This window comes from Corallococcus sp. AB032C, from assembly GCF_003668935.1.
Lineage (GTDB): Bacteria > Myxococcota > Myxococcia > Myxococcales > Myxococcaceae > Corallococcus > Corallococcus exiguus.
Genome location: NZ_RAWP01000043.1, coordinates 1 through 18,528 on the forward strand (window position 1 = coordinate 1; position 18,528 = coordinate 18,528).

14 protein-coding genes are annotated in these 18,528 nt (G+C 70.4%); 3 read left to right on the top strand and 11 right to left on the bottom strand.

The window, feature by feature from the left end; all coding sequences use genetic code 11:
• The 6 genes from D7X99_RS20070 to D7X99_RS20095 all read right to left on the bottom strand — a co-directional run.
• A partial coding sequence (locus D7X99_RS20070; protein WP_121779185.1) for an ABC transporter permease occupies nucleotides 1-992 on the bottom strand: 992 nt, incomplete at its 3' end.
• Between the two features lie 4 nt (nucleotides 993-996).
• Nucleotides 997-2,235, bottom strand: coding sequence for an ABC transporter permease (locus D7X99_RS20075; protein ID WP_120579770.1), 1,239 nt, complete (start codon nucleotides 2,233-2,235; stop codon nucleotides 997-999).
• Complete coding sequence (locus D7X99_RS20080) at nucleotides 2,232-2,987, bottom strand: ABC transporter ATP-binding protein (protein WP_120579769.1); 756 nt, start codon at nucleotides 2,985-2,987, stop codon at nucleotides 2,232-2,234. Before D7X99_RS20080 ends, D7X99_RS20075 begins: the two co-directional genes overlap by 4 nt.
• On the bottom strand, nucleotides 2,984-4,237 hold the full coding sequence (locus D7X99_RS20085; protein ID WP_121779186.1) for an efflux RND transporter periplasmic adaptor subunit: 1,254 nt from the start codon (nucleotides 4,235-4,237) through the stop codon (nucleotides 2,984-2,986). Before D7X99_RS20085 ends, D7X99_RS20080 begins: the two co-directional genes overlap by 4 nt.
• A complete protein-coding gene (locus D7X99_RS20090) occupies nucleotides 4,234-5,559 on the bottom strand; it encodes a TolC family protein (protein ID WP_121779187.1) in 1,326 nt (441 codons plus the stop codon). Before D7X99_RS20090 ends, D7X99_RS20085 begins: the two co-directional genes overlap by 4 nt.
• The gene (locus D7X99_RS20095; protein ID WP_121779188.1) at nucleotides 5,556-6,254 is read right to left on the bottom strand and encodes a YIP1 family protein; all 699 of its coding nucleotides are present in this window, start codon (nucleotides 6,252-6,254) and stop codon (nucleotides 5,556-5,558) included. Before D7X99_RS20095 ends, D7X99_RS20090 begins: the two co-directional genes overlap by 4 nt.
• A 216-nt stretch (nucleotides 6,255-6,470) precedes the next feature.
• Here D7X99_RS20095 and D7X99_RS20100 point away from each other — a divergent pair, with 216 nt between their 5' ends.
• Together D7X99_RS20100 and D7X99_RS20105 are read left to right on the top strand one after the other, a co-directional pair.
• Nucleotides 6,471-9,041: an AAA family ATPase gene (locus D7X99_RS20100; protein WP_121779189.1), complete on the top strand. Its 2,571-nt coding sequence runs from the start codon at nucleotides 6,471-6,473 to the stop codon at nucleotides 9,039-9,041.
• 242 nt (nucleotides 9,042-9,283) lie between these two features.
• On the top strand, nucleotides 9,284-10,126 hold the full coding sequence (locus tag D7X99_RS20105) for a Rossmann-like and DUF2520 domain-containing protein (RefSeq protein WP_121779190.1): 843 nt from the start codon (nucleotides 9,284-9,286) through the stop codon (nucleotides 10,124-10,126).
• A 45-nt stretch (nucleotides 10,127-10,171) separates the two neighbouring features.
• On the opposite strand, the gene D7X99_RS20110 is transcribed toward D7X99_RS20105, so the two are convergent.
• Nucleotides 10,172-11,497, bottom strand: coding sequence for a hypothetical protein (locus D7X99_RS20110; RefSeq protein WP_121779191.1), 1,326 nt, complete (start codon nucleotides 11,495-11,497; stop codon nucleotides 10,172-10,174).
• A 221-nt stretch (nucleotides 11,498-11,718) separates the two neighbouring features.
• Between D7X99_RS20110 and D7X99_RS20115 the strand changes: the two genes are divergently transcribed.
• The gene (locus D7X99_RS20115; RefSeq protein WP_233613553.1) at nucleotides 11,719-14,706 is read left to right on the top strand and encodes a hypothetical protein; all 2,988 of its coding nucleotides are present in this window, start codon (nucleotides 11,719-11,721) and stop codon (nucleotides 14,704-14,706) included.
• Here the strand turns inward: D7X99_RS20115 and nadD are convergent.
• The 4 genes from nadD to D7X99_RS20135 are packed head-to-tail and all read right to left on the bottom strand — an operon-like array spanning nucleotide 14,703 to nucleotide 18,522.
• Nucleotides 14,703-15,263 (bottom strand): nicotinate (nicotinamide) nucleotide adenylyltransferase, encoded by a 561-nt coding sequence (nadD, locus tag D7X99_RS20120; protein WP_120598149.1) that lies wholly within the window; start codon nucleotides 15,261-15,263, stop codon nucleotides 14,703-14,705. The two genes, D7X99_RS20115 and nadD, sit on opposite strands and share 4 nt — an antisense overlap.
• A 10-nt stretch (nucleotides 15,264-15,273) precedes the next feature.
• Nucleotides 15,274-15,948 carry a hypothetical protein gene (locus tag D7X99_RS20125; protein WP_121779193.1) on the bottom strand — a complete coding sequence of 225 codons (675 nt, stop codon included), beginning with the start codon at nucleotides 15,946-15,948 and terminating at the stop codon, nucleotides 15,274-15,276.
• A gap of 7 nt (nucleotides 15,949-15,955) precedes the next feature.
• Nucleotides 15,956-17,146: an exo-beta-N-acetylmuramidase NamZ domain-containing protein gene (locus D7X99_RS20130; RefSeq protein ID WP_121779194.1), complete on the bottom strand. Its 1,191-nt coding sequence runs from the start codon at nucleotides 17,144-17,146 to the stop codon at nucleotides 15,956-15,958.
• A gap of 44 nt (nucleotides 17,147-17,190) precedes the next feature.
• Nucleotides 17,191-18,522: an adenylate/guanylate cyclase domain-containing protein gene (locus tag D7X99_RS20135; protein WP_121779195.1), complete on the bottom strand. Its 1,332-nt coding sequence runs from the start codon at nucleotides 18,520-18,522 to the stop codon at nucleotides 17,191-17,193.
• Nucleotides 18,523-18,528: the final 6 nt, after the last annotated feature.

The following is an 18,528-nucleotide window of genomic DNA, read 5'->3' on the forward strand; positions in this document are numbered from 1 at the left end:
TGAGCGTCTCGTGGGCTCGGAGACGTGTATAAGAGACAGCCAATCTCCCGCGTCCGCTCCGTCACCGACATCAGCATGATGTTCAGGATGCCGATGCCGCCCACCACCAGCGACAGCAGGCACACGCCCACGCCCGCGAGCGCGATGACCTGGGACAGCTCGTTGAAGGACGCCGTCATGGACTCGTTGGTGTGCAGCTCGAAGTCGTTCGGCTCCTGCGGCGTCAGGCCCCGGCGGCGGCGCATCAGGTTCACCACTTCATCCTGCGCCTTCTGGAACGACGCCCCGTCGCGCGCCTGGATGTCGATCTCCACCGAGCGGTTCTTGCCGTAGAACTGCTGGAAGGCGCGCATGGGCAGGATGGCCTGGTTGTCCTGGCTGGCCATCCCCATGACGCTGCCGCGCTTCTGCAGCACGCCAATCACCTGGAACGGCCGGCCCTGCAACCGCACCTCGGAGCCCACCGGGTTCATGCCCGGGAAGAGCGTGTCCGCCAGGTCCACGCCAATGACCATCACCGGGCGGCCGTCCAGCGTCTCCGTCTCGTTGAAGAAGCGGCCGGTCGCCACGACGACGCCGCTCGTCTCCAGGTACGTGGGCTCCGTGCCCAGGACGCTCACCGAAGGGGGCGTCTCCCGGAACGCCGTGGTCAGCTTCTTGCCCCACTCCTGGGCCAGGGGCGTGGCCGCGCTCACGGAGGGACACGACTCCACGATGGCGCGCACGTCGTCGCCGAGCAGGTCCTTGCGCTTGGCGTACTTCGCCCAGTTGATGCGGCCGAAGCCGGTGGGCCACTTCGTCACCTCGAAGGTGTGCGCGCCCAGGCTGCCCAGGTTCTTGTTCACCTGTTCGCGCAGGCCCTCAATCAGCGCCATCATCGTGATGACGGTGGCCACGCCGATGACGATGCCCACCAGCGTCAGGAGTGAGCGCAGCGGGTTGCCCAGGAAGGTGCCGAGCGCCAGCCGCAAGTTGTCCAGGAAGGCCCGCATTGCCCTATTCGTAGCGGAGCGCTTCCACCGGGTCCAGCCGGGCCGCACGCGCGGCCGGCCAGATGCCGAACAGCAGGCCCACCAGCGCCGCGAACGCCACCCCGCCCACCACCGTGCCCGGGCGCACGTCCGCCGCCAGCGGCGTCACCAGTGACACGATCTTCGCCGTGCCCAACCCCACCGTCGTCCCCAACAGTCCCCCCACCGCGGACACGCTGGAGGCCTCCATCAGGAACTGGAGCACGATGGTGCGCTGGCGCGCGCCCAGCGCCCGGCGGACCCCAATCTCTCGCGTCCGCTCACGCACCGACACCAGCATGATGTTCATGATGCCGATGCCGCCTACCAACAGCGTGATGAGTCCCACGCCCGTGGCCACCGCGTAGAGCGCGCCGGTGAGCTGCTCGTAGGTCGCCGCGAGCGAGTCCGTCCGGTTGACGTTGAAGTCGTCCGGCTGGCCCGGTGGCGTCGCGCGCACGCGCCGCATGATGCCCACCAGCTGGTCCTCCACCTTCGCCATCTGCCCCGCGTCCGCCACGGCGATGGCGATCTGCATGGGCCGCCCCTTGCCGAAGTTGGAGTTGAAGGTCTTGAACGGCATGAACACGGACATGTCCATGTTCTCCGCCACGACCTTCCCCTTGCGCCCCAACGTACCCACCACCTGGAAGGGCCGCCCGTCGATGCGCACCGTCTGACCCAGCGGACTGATGCTGGGAAAGAGCGAGGCGGCCACGTCCGCGCCCAGCACCGTCACCGCCCGGTTTACCTCTTCGTCCGCGCGGGTGAGGAAGCGTCCGGACACGACCTCGTAGTTGCCAATGGCCAGGTAGTCGCTCCACACACCGTTGATGCGCACGTTGGAGACCTGGAGGGCGCCGTGCGACACGTCGGACGTGCGCAGCACCGCCGGGGAGATGGCGGTGATGAAGTCCGCCTGGGCGCGCAGCTGCGCCACCTGCTCCAGCGTGAAGTTCTTCCGGTTGCGGTAGAGCCACCAGTTGCCCTTCACCATCCAGGGGTACTTGGAGATGAAGATCGTGTTCGCGCCCAGCGTGGCCAGCTGCTTGTCGAAGGACGCGTTGAGCCCCTGGATGATGCCGACAATGGCCAGGAGCGTCGCCACGCCAATGCCGATGCCCAGTGTCGTGAGCACCGTGCGCATCCGGTTCGCCCGGAGGGAGAACACCGCGATGCGGGCCCCCTCCAGCACGTCCACGCGGAAGCCCTTCCGGAAGCTCACGCGGTGCCCGCCTGGGGTGCCGCGTGCACGCCCAGCGCCACCTCCGGCCCCGGCCCGTCCGCGACGATCTCCCCGTCGCTCAACCGGATGGCCCGGGGACAGCGCGCGGCCAGCTTGGGCTCGTGCGTGACGAGCACCAGCGTGTGCCCCGCGCGGTGCAGCTGCTCGAAGAGCTTGACGATCTCCTCGCCGGTGGCCGAGTCCAGGTTGCCCGTGGGCTCGTCCGCCAGGAGCATGGACGGCTCCGACACCAGCGCCCGCGCGATGGCCACGCGCTGGCGCTGACCGCCCGACAGCTCGTTGGGCCGGTGGTGCATGCGGTGCGTGAGCTGCACTTTGTCCAGCGCCGCCTTCGCCCGCTCGCGCCGCTCCTTCGCGCCCATCCCCCGGTACACCAGCGGCAGCTCCACGTTGGCGAGCGCCGTCTCCCGGGGCAGCAGCTGGAACGTCTGGAAGATGAAGCCGATCTCCACGTTGCGGATGACGGCCAGGTCGTCGTCGTCCATGCTCGACACGTCCTTGCCGTTGAGCATGTAGCGGCCGCTCGTGGGCGTATCCAGGCAGCCCAGCACGTTCATGAGCGTGCTCTTGCCGGAGCCGGACTGGCCGATGATGGCCACCCACTCACCCCGCTGGATGCCAAAGGACACGCCGCGCAGCGCGCGCACCTCTTCACCGCCCACGAAGAAGGCCCGCGTGAGCCCCTCCACCTGGATGAGGGGGCCCGCGTCCGGTGCAGGGGCCGACGTCACGACTTGCCCTTCGCCGCGGCCTTCTCCGGCTCGCGCACCGCGTCCCCGTGGGACAGCTCCTTGGACAGCGTGCGGTAGGGGCCTTCCACCACGCGGTCCCCGACCTGCAGGCCCTCCAGCACCTCCAGCTCCGTGTCGGAGGCGATGCCGGTGCGCACGCGGCGCACCTGCGCCTTGTTGTCGTTGTCCACCACGAACACGACCTTGGCCAGCGACTCCGTGCGGCGCTTGGCGGTGAGGGACGTGCCCTCCACCGGCGCCTGGTAGTCCGGCAGCGAGCGCTCCGCGCGCACCGTGACGGCCTGGATGGGCACCAGCACCGCGTCGTTGTGCGTCTCCGCGCTGATGCGCGCCTCGGCGCTCATGCCGGGGAGCACGCCCGGCGGACGCGCGTCCAGGGCGACGGTGATGGGGAAGCTCGTCACTTCGGCCTCCGTGCCCGGGTTCTTGATGGTGGCCTTCTGGGCGATCTCCACCACGGTGCCGGTGAAGGACTGGCCCTCCAGCGCGTCCAGCGTCACCTCCGCGGGCTGGCCGTACTTCAGGTGGACGACCTCGTGCTCACCCACCTCGAACTTCACCTCCATCTGGTTGAGCGCGGCGATGGTCATCACCACGTCCTCGGAGAAGTCGGAGCCGCGCACGCGCTCGCCCACTTCACGCGTCAGCTCAATCACGTTGCCGTCGATGGGGGACAGGAGCGTGGTGCGCGCCAGGTCCGTGGAGGCCTGCTCCAGCACGGCGCTGCTCTGGGCCACGCGCTGCTTGGCGGCCGCGAGGCGCGCCGCGGCGGTGTCCACCACCGCCTGGGACTGCTCCACCTCCGCGGCGGACGCGAGCCCCTTCTCCGCGAGCCCCTTCACGCGGGCCAGCTCCGCGCGCTGGCGCACGGTGTCCACCTCCGACACCTGGACCTCGGAGCGGGCCGCGTCGCGGGACGCGGTGGCCTGCTTCACGGCCGCCTCGTAGTAGCGCTTGTCGATCTGTCCCAGCACCTGCCCCTTGGTGATGGGGTCACCGTCCTTCACCTTGAGGGCGACGAGGTCGCCGGACAGGTTGGAGGAGATCTTCACCGTGGTGGCCGCCTGCACCTTGCCCGCGCCGGTGATGGTGCGGGTGATGGTGCCCTTGCGGGCCTTGGCCATCTGGACTTCCTGCGTCGGGGGCGGCCGGTCCCGCAGGCCGCCCACGGTGATGGCCACCGCTCCAAGCAACAGCGCGCCGGCGATTGCCGCCTTCCACCACGTCATTGTGAGTCTCCCGGGTTCAGCGTGCCCATGGCCCGGAACAGGGCATAGCGGGCGATTTCGACATCGATGCGGCTCTGGAGCAACACCAGCTCCGCCTGGGTCAACTTGAGCTGCGCGTCTCGCACGTCCAGCGTGGAGCCGGCGCCCGCGCGGAAGCGCTCCTCCGCCAGTGCCAGGCCCTGCTGGGCGACCGTCAGGTTGTCCGCCGCGAGCTTCGCGGAGGCAATCTGTCCTTCCAGCACCTGGTGGGAGCGGCGCACCTCCGCCTCCAGCTCCCGCGCCGTCTGCGCGAACGTCAGCTCCGCCTTGCGGATGTTGACCTGGGCGCGCGCGGACTGGGCGTCGGTATTGAAGCCGTTGAACAGGTCCCACGTCAGCGTGACGCCGCCGTTGAACATGTTGCCGTAGCCGGGCTCGCTGAAGAACGAGCCCGGGGCCTGGCTGTTGTGCGAGTACCGCGCGGACAGGCCCACGCGGGGGATGTAGTCCCCCTGCACGATGGCCCGCTGGAGCTCCGCCACCTGCACGCGCTGCTGGAGCGCCTTGAGCAGGGCGCGGTGCTCGCGGGCCTGCTTGATGGCGTCATCCAGGGGAGGCGCCGGCGCGGGCTCCTGCTGGAACACGCCGGGGTCCACCGCCTGGAGCAGCTCGGTGCCGGGGCGCGCCAGCCACACGGCCAGCTGCACCTGGTCCGCCACCAGCTGGTTCTGGCGCTGCACGATGTTGATGCGGTCGTTGCCCAGGTTGACCTGGGCGGCGATCTCCTCGGACTTGCCCACGCGGCCCGCGGTGAAGAGGGCGCGCGCGCGCTCCAGCTGCACCTCGCTGCGCTGCGCCGTGGCGTTGAGCACGCCCAGCGTGGCCTGCGACAGGAAGAGGTTGAAGAAGCGGCGGATGGCCTCCAGCTCGGAGGTATCCGACTCTTCAATGGACTGGTTGCGCGTGGCGTCCACGTTGACGCCCGCCTGCTCCAGCTGCTTCCAGAGGCCGCGGTTGTAGATGACCTGCGACACGCCGAGGGACGCGAAGTAGCTGTCCGCCGTGTTGGAGGTGGCCACCACCTCCCGCGTGACGGTCTCCGTCTCACTGATGGGGACGGTGAAGACCTGCCGTCGCCGGCCCACGTAGTCCAGGCTGGGGCCCAGGTTGAGCTGCACCTGCGGCAGGAGGCCGGAGCGCGCCACGCGCTGGTCCTCCTGGGCCACGGCGACGTCCAACGCGGCCTGGAGCGCCTGGGTGTTCTTGCGGCCCAGCTGGCGCGTCTCCTCCAGCGTGATGGGCGTGGCGGTGAGCAGCGTCGCGACAACGAGGAAGGCGCTCACTGCGCACCTCCCGCCGGCAGGCCGATGAAGAAGACGCCCACGTACATGAGGTACATCACCCCGATGAGCACCAGCGCGCGCCCGAGGCGCATGCCGGTGGCGGTGGAGAAGCCCACTCCCAGCAGGCCCACGCTCCACAGGTTGAAGAAGTCCACGCCCTTGAGCACGCGCTGCATCTTCGGCGTCAGGCCGTCCAGCAGGGCCAGGCTGGAGGGCACGAGCCGCTCCGCGCGCAGGTCGGTGAGCGAGTGCTGGTAGCCCGCGCACAGCGCGTAGATGAGGTGGTACAGCGCGATGGGCAGCAGCGCCACCGCGGCGGCCGTCATCAGCTGCCCGAAGGCCGCGGGCTTGTTGAAGAGCCAGGCCGCGATCCAGAGGATGCACGCGAGCGCCAGCACCATCAGGGGCATCACGATGAGGCCCTTGGCGATGCCGCCCACCAGCGCCTTGCGCGACGCGGTTTGAATCTGCTCGGCGATGTCGGACTCGGACACGCTGGACGCGGTCGAGTCCGTGGGCAGGGCGCTCACGATGGAGGTGGTGGCGTCCCAGCGCAGCGCGTAGACGGTGCCGGAGATGGCGACGCAGAAGGCGAGGATGAGGAGGGGCCACAGCCAACGCCGGGCCTCGACGGCGGCGCGCATCCCCCCAAGAGGGTCCACGAAGACGCGCGCCGGTTGAGCAAGGGAGGTCATAGGGATGGGGTCTCTGGGCGGATTACGCAGCCCTCCCGGAGTGATTGCCCGGTCCCTTGAATTGAGTCGGGAAACGGGCGGGCAGCCAACCGAAATCCGGCCGCGGCCCAAGGTTTACCCTGCCTTGCATCCATCCTGTAGCGGTCTGTAGCCTAAATTTTGCGGCCGAGCGGCGGACGGTGTATTCCGCTCGGCTGGACGCTTGCCGGAGCATGAATGGTCGACAGCACGGATCTCGCCCAGGTTCTCCATGAGGCGCATGACATCGCCCGCAGCGTCGCCCAGAAGCCCACGTCGGCCCACGTGTTGCTGGCGCTCTTCACGGTGGAGAACCGTGCCCAGCTCCTCCTGAAGGAGAAGGGCGTGGACGAGGACGCGCTCCTCCAACTCATCACGGAGGCCCCGGCGGAGACGGGCAACGTGGTGCAGGAGCTGACCGCGCGCGCCCGCGAGCTGGCCAGTACCTTCCGTGCGGGCGAGGCGGACTGCCTGCACCTGCTCATCGCCATCATTCGCAAGCGCTGCGCCGCGAGCGACCTGCTCGGGCGGACGGGGTTGGACCTCATCTCCCTGTCCAACACGGCGCTCGCCTATTCCACCAGTGGCGGCCTGCCACGTCGGCTCCAGCCGGGCTACGGCCAGGCGGTGGCCACGCGCGCGCCGGTGAGCCGTCCGGTGGGCGCGCCGCCATCTCCCCTCCCCTCCTCCACGTTCGCGCTGAGCGTGCCGCGTCCGGCCCCCGCGCCGGCTCCGGTGATGACGCCCCCGGTGACGACCCCGCGCACGACGCCCGCGCTGTCGCCGAGAGATCTCATCGACGTGGACGAGGACGACGTGACGCAGGACGCCGTCTCGGAAGCCCCGCCGCCGCCGATGCCGCGCATGGCGCCGCCCGCGCCTCCGGCCCCGGTGGCCCGCGCGACTCCGCCCGCCCCGCCGCCTCCCGCGCCCGTGGTCAAGCCGTCCTCGACTCCGCCGTCCCAGGCCAAGGGTCAGCCGCTGACGCTGGACGCCAAGGCGTTCCCGATGCTCACGTCCCTGGGCCGCAACCTGAGCCAGGCCGCGCGCGAGGGGAAGCTGGACCCGGTGGTGGGCCGCGCGCGCGAGGTCGAGGAGGTCATCGACATCCTGGGCAAGCGCCGCACCAACAACCCGTGCCTGCTGGGCGAGCCCGGCGTGGGCAAGACGGCGGTGGTGGAGGGCGTGGCGCAGCGCCTGATGGGCCTGCGCGGCACGCTGGCGGAGAAGATCCTCGTCGAGCTGGACATGGCCACGCTGGTGGCGGGCACGCAGCTGCGCGGCTCGTTCTCCGAGAAGCTCAACGCACTGAAGGAAGAGGTGCGGCGAGCCGAGGGGCGCGTGGTGGTCTTCATCGACGAAATCCACACGCTGGTGGGCGCGGGATCCACGGGCGAGGGCCCGCAGGACGCGGCCAACGAGCTGAAGACGGCGATGGCTCGCGGCGAGTTCCCCTGCATCGGGGCGACGACGCACGACGAGTACCGCAAGTTCATCGCGGCGGACCCGGCGCTGGAGCGGCGCTTCACGCCGGTGGTGGTGAATGAGCCGTCGGTGCCGGAGACGGTGCAGATCCTCCAGGGCATCATCGGGCGCTACGAGGAGCACCACGCGCTGCGCTACCTGCCGGAGGCACTGGAGGCGGCCGCGTCGCTGGCGAGCCGCTACGTGACGGACCGGTTCATGCCGGACAAGGCCATCAGCGTGGTGGACCTGGCGGGCAGCCGCTGCCACCGCGAGGGCAAGCACCGGGTGGACGCGGCGGACGTGGCGCGCGTGGTGGCGAAGCTGGCGGGCGTGCCGGAAGAGCGGCTGCTGATGAACGACTCCGCGCGGCTGCTCCGGCTGGAGAACGACCTGGCGGAGCGCGTGATTGGCCACGGCGACGCGGTGGTGCGCATCTCGCGGGTCATCCGCCGCAACTACGCGGGCTTCGCGTCGCGCCGTCCCATGGGCAGCTTCCTCTTCCTGGGCCCCACGGGCGTGGGCAAGACGGAGATGGCGCGGGCGCTGGCGGAGGTGCTGTTCGGCAACCGGGACGCGCTGGTGCGCCTGGACATGAGCGAGATGTCCGAGTCCCACGGCGTGTCGCGCCTCATCGGTTCGCCCGCGGGCTACGTGGGCTTCGGTGAAGGTGGGCAGCTCACGGAGCCGGTGCGCCGCCGGCCGTCGTCGGTGGTGGTGCTGGACGAGATCGAGAAGGCGCACCGCGAGGTGCAGATGCTGATGCTCCAGGTGTTGGAGGAGGGGCGGCTGACGGACGGCAAGGGCCGGCACATCGACTTCTCGAACACGGTCATCGTGATGACCACGAACCTGGGCGCGGAGGCGTTCAGCCGCACGGGCCGCGCGGTGGGCTTCGGCGCGGCGGACGCGGCCGAGGGCAAGGCGCTGGACATGGCGTCGGACACGGCGCGCAAGGCGCTGCCGCCGGAGCTGTGGAACCGCATCGATGAGCGGCTGCCGTTCCGTCCGCTGGCTGAGCAGGAAGTGGCGAAGATCGCCACGCTCATCCTGGCGGAGAGCAGCAAGCGGCTCGCGACGGAGCGCGGCATCGTCTACACGGCGGGCACGGACGTGGTGGGTCACCTGCTCAAGTCCGGTGGCTTCGACCCGATGCTGGGTGCGCGGCCGATGCGTCAGGTGGTGCAACGGCTGGTGGAAGGCCCCCTGGCGGAGCGCATCCTCTCCGGCGAATTCGGCGCGGGCGACCGCGTGCGCGTGGCCGTGCAGGCCGGTCAGCTCCAGTTCGCCCGGGACGCCGCCTGACCGTGGCGCGGCGAGGCCGGAGCAGCACCGTTCGCTCCGAGCCCGAAAGTCCAGCGCGTCCTCGCACGGCGGGCTCGCGCAGCCGGCCGGCTCGCGATGCTTCAGTTCCCGCTGCGACGGCACGAACGGCTTCGATGGCATCACGAAGCCAGCCGGCGAGGGAGCCTTCGGCTCCCGCTGCGACGGCACGAACTGCTCCGATAGCATCGAAAGGTCGTCCTGCGCCGCGCACCACAGCGTCTGTGACGGCAAAGGCGCGACGGGTCCCCGTGGTCATCGTCGGCGCGGGCCGGCTGGGAGGTGCTCTCGCATTGGCGCTGCAGGCGAAGCGCTGGCCCGTGCGAGTGCATTCGCGCGACTTCGCGGGCCATGAGCGCACGCGGGCCCTGGGCCTCAAGCCCGCGACCCCAGCGGACCTGAAGAAGGCGCGCGTCTGCGTGCTGTGCGTGCCGGACGCGGCGGTGCCTTCGGTGTCCGAAGCCCTGTCACGCGAGCTGCCGCGCACGGTGGCGCTGGTGCACACCGCGGGCGCCCTGCCCCTCTCCGCGCTGGGCACGCAGCGGGGCCGCGCGGTGGGTTCATTCCATCCACTCTGCGCCGTGTCCTCCGCGTGGGACTCGCTCGCGGGCCACACCGCAGCCATCAGCACGCGCTCCCCTTCCCTGCGCGCCGTGCTCCAGCGCATGGCCGAGGACGTGGGCTTCGCGATGTTCGACGTGCCGGAAGCACACCGGGCCGCCTACCACGCGGGCGCGGTGCTGAGCGCCGGTGGACTGGTGGCCCTGGCGGACGCGGCCGTGGGCGCGCTGGGCGCGGCGGGCATCGAACCCGAGGCCGCGCTGAAGGCCCTGCTGCCGCTGATGCGCTCGGCGCTGCGAGGCATCGAAGCGCGCGGTCTCTCGGGTGGACTCACCGGCCCCATCGTCCGAGGGGACGCGGGCGTCGTCGCGGCGCACCTCGCGGCGCTGCCTCCCGACATCGCTCCGCTCTACGCACAGCTCTCGCGGCGGGCCCTACAGCTGGCCTCGGAGCGGCTCCGTCCGGAGCCCCATGCCGCGCTGGAAGCACTGCTCGCGAAGAAGTAACGGCGCGCGTCCCGGTCGCCCCGGACGCGCGCCCGTCCCACCGGACTAGGTGAGGATGATGCGCGGGCTCTGCAGCGCGCGGCGCACGATGGCCAGCGCCTGCTCGGAAGCGGCCTCGGCCTCCGTGAGGCGGCGCAGGCAGACGTCGCCGCCCACCGACACGGAGCGCTTCAGGTCCGCCAGCAGCGTCAGCGCCGCCTGCAGCATCTCCTTGCTCTGCGGAGACTCCGCGGCCGGCTTGCCCGCCGCCTGGGTCACGTGCGCCGTGAAGCGCTGCACCGCGTCCATGGTCGCGTTCGGGTCGTACTTCTCCAGCATCGGCTTCAGCCGGTCCGGGTTGATGCGGATGAGGCGCAGCGCGCCGACCTTCTGGAAGGCCGGGTGCACCAGGCCGATCTCCGACATCTCGAACGCGCCCAGCAGGCCCTCGTCCGGCGCGCGGTGCGAGTGCGGCACCACGTCCACGAAGAGCGCCAGCGGATCCGCGCCCTGCTTGAACGCCTCCAGCTCGTCGTCGTCCAGCGGCGGGAAGCTCGCGGGCGTGCCGATGAACAGCAGCGGCAGCACCACGTCGTGCCAGAACTCCTCCGGCGCGGAGCCCGTGCCGCCCACCGTCGCCACCAGGTGCGTCAGCAGCTCCGCGAGCCGCGGGGCGCGCTCGGCCTGCTCCGCCAGCGTCTTGCCCTGCTCCATGCGCTGCAGCGACGTGACGATCTGCCCCTCGAACTGCTGGCGGGCCTCCGGCGGCAGCGGCGGCTGGGTGCGGCCCAGCGCGTCACGCACGTCGCGCGCCAGCGCGTCCGTCTTCGCCTCCAGCGCCTGCTTCGCCTTGGCCGGATCCACCACGATGAACTGGAGGAAGCCCGGGTCGAACAGGCGCTGGTACTCCTGGGGCCCCAGCCGCTGGGGCTGACCGCCACCCAGGGCCTGCGCCGGGTTGGTGCCGAACTTCACCTGCCCCAGCGAGCGGCGGATGTCGGCGGCCAGGTCGTCCAGCCGCGTCAACTTGCCCTGCGCCAGCGCGTCCATCACCGCCCCGAACGGGGACAGCATGATGATGGCCTCGGGGAAGCCCAGCGAGGCGCCCTCCGGCGAGTCCCGGTTGGGGAACCAGAACGCCTGGTGCTCGGAGATGAGGCGCAGCGCGAAGCCGCCCGCCAGGCCCAGCGCCGCGCCCTGGTGGTTCGGGTTGTTCGGGTCGAACCGGCCGCCCAGCAGCTGGATGACCGACGTCTCCACGTCCGCCCACGGAGCCTTCGTCAGGTCGACCGGTGCGCCGCTGGCCTTCTCCAACGCGGCGGAAAGCTGGAGCTGCGCATTGTGGACGTGCTGCGGAACAGGGAGCCCCTGGGGCTCGGCGGGTTCGGTCATGGGAAGGTTCCTGTGAGGAATGCGACGCGTTCCCTTATCGTGAAAAACGCGCTCCTGACTACGATTTGTGCTCGGTAGGATGCACCGCCATGTCAGCTTCTCGCGGGTCTGCCCGCCAGCCCGCCATCCTCGCTTGTCTCCTCCTGCTGCTGACATCGGGGTGTGCTTTCGTCGCACCCCGTTTCCCGCAGAACGTCCAGGCGTCGTTCGCCCGGGACGACATGCACAAGCTGACCACGCGGTCGATGGAGCTGTACTACCCGGCCCATCTGCGCGGGACGGCGCTGCGGGTGGCCGCCCGGATGGAAGGCTGCGTGGAGCGGCTGCGCGGCGACGCGTGGAGCAAGGCCGAGCGCAAGCGGGTGCTCGTCTACCTGACGAGCGCGGACTTCAACAACGCGTACGTCCAGTCGGAGTTCGCCAGCACGCCGCAGCAGATGGTGCTGCCGCAGCACATGACGCTGGAGCAGTTCAACCTGCTGGGTCTGGGTGAGACGGACATCGGCGACGTGGCCTGTCACGAGTCCGTCCACTACGTGCAGATGCAGCAGGTGGGCGGACTGTGGAACGTCCTGAACCAGGTCACGGGCGGCCTCTTCCAGCCCAACATCTTCACCGAGTCCTGGTTCCTGGAGGGCCTGGCCACCTACTACGAGGGCCGGCTGGGCAAGGACACGGGACGTCCCTACAGCCCGGTGTGGCGCGGCTGGTGGGAGGGCGCGGTGGTTGCCCAGAAGGGCGAGCTCAACGCGGGCTACCTGTCACCGGAGAACCGTGCGCTGGATCCGTTCGGCGGCAACTACCTGACCGGTATGAACTTCGTGGAGTACCTGGCGAAGACGTACGGCGAGAAGCGTCTGTGGAAGCTGGTGGACGAACAGGGCAGCTCGTTGTTCCCACCCCTCGCGGTGACGCTGCGGTTCAAGCGGGTGTACGGCAAGGACATCGGTTCGCTGTTCAGTGAGTACGAGCAGAGCCTCCAGAAGAACCTCCAGGTGCGCGAGCGCCCCGCCACGCAGCAGGTGCTCGTGCGGGAGGCGGGCTACTTCTCGCGGCTCGTCGCGAACCCGGTCGACGGGAGCACGGCGCTGGTGAGCGTGGGCCGTGAAGCCATCACGCACCTCACCGTGTACGAGCGCGACGGCCGCGAGCGCTTCAGCCGCGCGCTGGTGCGGCTGTTGCCGGGGCGCCGCTGGGTGGTGGCCAGCTCGTCGCTGGTCAGCGGCATGACGTTCAGCCGGGACGGCCGGTGGCTGTACCTGGTCAGCGCGGACATCGACTCGGTGGGCAGCTACACGGGGAAGCTGTGGCGGGTGGACGCGCGCACGGGTGACGTGGTGCGGCTGTGGGACGACCTGGTGGGCATGGGCGGCGACCTGACGGCGGATGGCCGGTCCTACGTGTTCGTGGAGGTGAGCGGCGACGCGGCCAACCTCGTGCGGTTGGATCTGGAGACCGGTCAGCGTGAGCGGCTGACTGACTTCAAGGCGCATACGGCGCTAGGCACGCCCGTGACCTCACCGGACGGTGGACGGTACGTGTTCCCCATGTACGGCGTGGAGGGGTGGGACCTGGTGCTGCGCGAGCCGGACGGTTCGCTGCGCTGGCTCACGCGGGATGGGCTGTTCAACTACTCGCCCCGGTGGTTGGACGACGATCACCTCGTCTTCCTGCGCGAGCACGAAGGCCGGCTCCAGGCGCACGTGATGACGGTGTCCACCCGGCGCATCGCCCGCGTCACCGACGCGCCAATCCTGGTGATGGACGCGGCACCCGCGGGCGGGGACGCCGTGGTCTTCCTCAACCGCGACGGCATCAACTTCACCGTGGACCGCGCGCCCCTCACGGAAGCCCTGGCGGAGCTGAGCGCGACACCCGAGCCGCCGGCCGAGAGCGTCGCGACCGCACCGGCACCGGAGACGGAGACCACCGCACAGGGCACGGAGGCACAGGAGGGCTTCGTCGCCTTCCCAGGCCAGCCCGCGCCTCCGACGGAGGCCCCCACGCAGGCCGCTGCCGACGTCCCCCTGGCACCGGTGGCGCCGCCGCCCCTGCCGGTGGACCCCGCCCATGACGTGGACGCGCCCGTGACGCCTCCGGCCGTCGTCGGCCACGCGGTGGACGTGCTGACCGACGAGCCCTATTCGCCGCTCGAAGGCTTCTTCATCCCGAACTACCGGGTCCCCTACTTCTACACGGTGCCCAACGACGTCGACGAAAACGACCCGTACTTCGCGGGTGGCATCTCCATCGCGGGCCAGGACCGGTTGGGCTTCAACGCCTACGCGCTCACGCTGACGTACGACCTGAAGGAGAAGCAGCCCGGCGTGTCGTTCGCATACGGCAACGCGATGCTGTCGCCCTTCTACCTCCAGGTCTCCGCGTCACGCCTGCGCGAGAACGAACGCACGGATCTGCAGGCCACCGTGTTCGCGTCCCGGACGTTCTGGACGACCCCCGTGAGCTTCGGCGTGCTCGCGCTCGACCGCCGCTTCGACGCCACGGATCGCCGGCCGTCCATCACCACGCGCCTCATCGGACCGGAGGTCGCCGCGTCGTACTTCGCCGGCGAAGGCACGTCCTACGGCGGCACGCAGCGCGGACTGGGCCTGTCCGTGAGCGGCGGCATCTTCCCGAAGGCCTTCGCGCGCGACTCCACCGTGGGCGACGTGCGCCTGGGCGTGGACGGCTACCTGGGCGGCCTGCCCTTCATCGGCAAGGACAACCTCCTGCTCTCCGTCGCGGGCCGCGCCCTGCCTGGCGCGCCGGATGACCTGCTGGAGGTCGGCGGAATCCTTCCGGGCCAGGCCTTCTTCATCAACCGCGACAGCACCACCGACGGCGGCCTGCCGCTCCAGCTCCAGCCGGGCCTCGCCTTCAGCGAGTACCTGCGCGGCTACGAGGACCACACCTTCCGCGCGCGCAACGTGCTGCTCGCCAACGCGCGCTACCGCTACCGCTTCATCATCGACTACGGCTGGGCGTCCACGCTGTGGGTGCTGCCGTCCCTCTTCGTCAGCCAGCTGGAGCTGGACGCGTTCGGTTCGCTCGCGCGCACGGACAACCGGACGAACCACGGGGCCGTGGGCGGCTCCGCCACGCTGCGGCTCACCATGGGACAGGCCTACGCGCTCTCGATCTTCTACCAGTACGCCCACCGCTTCGATGACGGCTTCGGCGACCTGCACATCATCGGGATGACCTTCTAGCGAGGCCCGCGCAGGCCATACAGGCCTTCATCGCGCGCCACCTGGAGCACCGCGGAGGGCACCAGCTCCGACGGCTCCAGGCCGCGCGTCAGCTGGTCGCGAACCTGCGTGGAGGACACCTCCGCCAGCGGCGGCCCCACCGTGTCCGGCGCCGGGTAGCCCGCGCGGTAGAGCACCGTCACGTGCGCCATGCGCTGGATGCGGTCGAAGTCCTTCCACTGCGGCAGGTCCCTCAGGATGTCGCTGCCGATGATCAACGAGAACCGCGTGTCCGGGTGGCGCTCCACCAGGTACGCCAGCGTGTCCACCGTGCGCCCGCCGCCGCCCAGCTCGCGCTCCACCAGGCTCGTCTGGAGCCAGCCGGACGTCTCGCGGCAGAGCGCCTCGCACATGCGCACGCGCGCCTCGAAGGGCTCCAGCTGCTTGCCGAACGGATGGTGGAACGTGGGCATCAGCCAGACGGCATCCACGCCCTGCGTCGCGTGGACGTAGGAGGCCGCCATCAGGTGGCCCACGTGCGGCGGGTTGAACGAGCCTCCGAGCAGCGCGACCTTCACGGCGGGCCTCTTATTTGACGGTGAGCTTCGTCGAGCGCGAATCGACCTGCAGCACCCGGGGCGGCAGCACCAGGTGTCCATCCAACCGGAACGCGGAGAAGCTCAGGTTGCGCTCCGCCTTCTCCAACAGGCCGCACGTCTGCTCCGCGGCCCCCACCAGCCGGCCCGGCGTCACGAAGTAGCGCGGGCCAATCTGCACCACCGCCGGCTCGGACTCCTTGCCGTGGATGAACACCTGCGCGTTGAGCAGGTCGTCCCGCACCAGGTCGTTCTTGTCGTGCACCACGCAGCAGAGCGTGTCCCCCACCAGGTCCATGGCCTTGTTGGCCACGGCGAGATCCCGGTACGCCAGCGAGTCGCGGTCCGGCACGCGCACGAAGCGCTCCATCACCAGCCGCCGGTCGTCCTCGGACGCCAGGTCCGAGGGGGCCTCGCGGGACGCGGGCGTGCGCCCGAGTCCGTCCTGGGGCGCCACCAGCCACTGCGTCACGTCCGCCAGGAAGTCCGCGTCCGAGTACTCGCGCCCTCCCCGGCTCTTCTTGCGGCGCCACAGCACCCACTCATCCAGGTCCGTGTAGCGCGCGCCGGTGAAGAGGAAGCGCCGGGCCCCCTTCGCCCGCAGCAGCTCGTAGGCGGCGTCGAAGGCGTCCAGGTCGCCATGCGTATCGGAGAAGACACCAATCACGTGGAGGTCACCGCGAGGAAGCGTACAGCAGGGCGGGCTCGCGGCGCTTGCGGAAGGCCTCCGTCTGCGCCTCGAAGCCTTCGAGCATCCGGTCCAGGGGCCACCCCTCCTCGATGCCGCGACGCACCTGGTCGGTGCCGCACAGCAGGTCGAACGCGGGCACGTCCTCCACGAACTCGTACGCGTCCGCTCGCCAGGCGAACTGCCCCGGCCCGATGTCGTGCAGCGCCTGGGTGATGGCGATGCCCGTGCGCAGCGGCTGGAACACCTTGCGGTCCGTGACGTGGATGAAGGCCCCGCTGCACGACTGGCCCGTGTACTTGTCGAACGTGGGGGTGAAGCCCACCGGACGGAAGGACACGCCCGGCAGCCGCTCCTTGTCCAGCCGCGCCATCAGCTGATCCGCGTCCACCCACGGCGCGCCGAACTGCTCGAAGGGCCGGCAGGTGCCGCGGCCCTCGGACACGTTGGTGCCCTCCAGTTGGCACATGCCCGGGTACACCAGCGCCGTGTCCGCGGTGGGCATGTTGGGCGACGGCGGCAGGAACGGCAGGCCCGTGTCGCTCCAGTGCATGTCGCGCGTCCAGCCCTCGCACGGCACCACCGTGAGCTCACAGCCGAAGCCCTCCTGCGCGTTGAACAGCCGCGCCAGCTCCCCCGCCGTCATGCCGTGGCGGTTGGGCAGCGCGTACAGCCCCACGAAGGAGCGGAACTTCTCCCCCACGAGGTTGCCCTCCAGCGTCACCCCATCCAGCGGGTTGGGCCGGTCCAGCACGTAGAACGGCACGCGGGCCTGGGCCGCGGCCTTCATCGCCAGGGCCATGGTGTAGACGTAGGTGTAGTAGCGGCTGCCCACGTCCTGGATGTCGAACACCAGCGCGTCCAACCCCTTCAGCCACTCCTTGCGGGGGGAGAGCGACTCGAAGGTGGAGCCGTAGAGGCTGTGCACCGGGACGCCCGTCTTGCGGTCGCGGGCCTCGTCCACGGCCACCATGTACTGGGCCTCGCCGCGGATGCCGTGCTCCGGCCCGAAGAGCGCCGCCAGCGTCACGCCGTCCGTGCCGGCCAGCAGATCCGCCAGGTGGCGGAAGCGCGAGTCCACGCTCGTGGGATTGACGATGGCGCCCACGCGCTTGCCCTTGAGCGCGGAGAACCCCTGCGCCGCCCACACATCCAGTCCCGTCTTCACCTTCGTCACGTTCAGTCGCCTCGTCCCGCGGATACGCGCGGGCGCAGGAAGGGTCAGTTCGCGGGGAGACGCTTGAGCGCGTCCGCCGCCGCCTGCTTCGAGTCACAGGTGCCCAGACCGAGGAACCCACCGGCCGTCCCTTCATTCGGGCCCCCGTCGTCGGCCAGGGATTCCAGCGCGCCGCGCGCGTCTTCCAGGCGCAGGCCGCCCACGGCCGCCGCCGCGCTGGAGCGCACGCCGCACTGCTCGTGCTTCAGCAGGGAGATGAGCCGGGACGACGCACGGCCGTTGGCGTCCTTGCGCACCGCCGCCGCGTAGTGGACCACCGCGGCGCTCATGTTGCCCTGCGCCTCCTCCAGCCGCCCGCTGAAGTAGGCGCGCTGGTCCGCCTCCTCCAACTTGATGAGCCGCTTGGCCTCGTTCACGCGCTGGATCTTCTCCGGGCCGGTGGTGCCCTCCACGTCACGGATGGCCCGCATCGTGGCGCCGCCTCCGCCGACGAGCAGCCCCCCGCCCAACAGCACCACCACCAGCCCCGCGCACATGCTCCAGCCGGCCACGGTGGACGACACCTTCGTCGTGATGGCGGGCGGCAGCTTCGCGTACACGCGCGCCCAGAGCGCATCCGTCGCGGTGCGCGCCTGCTTGCCCAGCACCGTGGCCCGCTGCCCCACCGCCGCCGCGCCCGCCGCAGCACGCTGGCCCACCGCCACCGCGCCCTGCCCCATCGCCGCCGCGCCCGCCGCCGCGCGCTGGCCCAGATCCAGATTCGACTCCACGCGCGCCAGGGCCAGGTTGCCGTAGGGAGGCAGCGAGGCCGCCTCTTCCGGCGAGGGCAGCACCGCGTCCGGCGTGGGCGCCAGCACCCGGTAGGGCGCGCGCGGCACGCGGAAGACGCGGATCTTCCCGGGGATGCCCTTCAGCTCGAACGCGCCCACCTCCTGCGACGGCACCTCCGCCTTGTTCATGGAGAGGTAGACGGCCTCCGTGAAGAAGACCTCGCCCGCGTCGGTGATGCCCTCCACGCGGGCGGCGATGTTCACCGGCTCGCCGAAGATGTCGTTGGTCTCCACCCGCACTTCGCCCACGTTCACCGCGACACGCACGTGGAGCTGCTCGTCCTCCAGCAGCTGCCGGTTGTGGTGCCAGAGCCGGTCCTGGATGGCGATGCCGCTCAGCACCGCCTGGGTGGGGGACTCGAAGGTGACGAGGAACGCGTCGCCAATGGACTTGATGATGCGTCCACCGAACGCCTTGAACAGCGGCGCGAGCAACGCGTCGTGCACCTGGAGCAGACGCTGGTTCTCCTCCAGCGTCTGCCGGCTGGTGCGTTCGGTGAAGCCCTTGATGTCGGTGAAGACGATGGCGAGGTTGGCGGTCTTCAAAGCGGG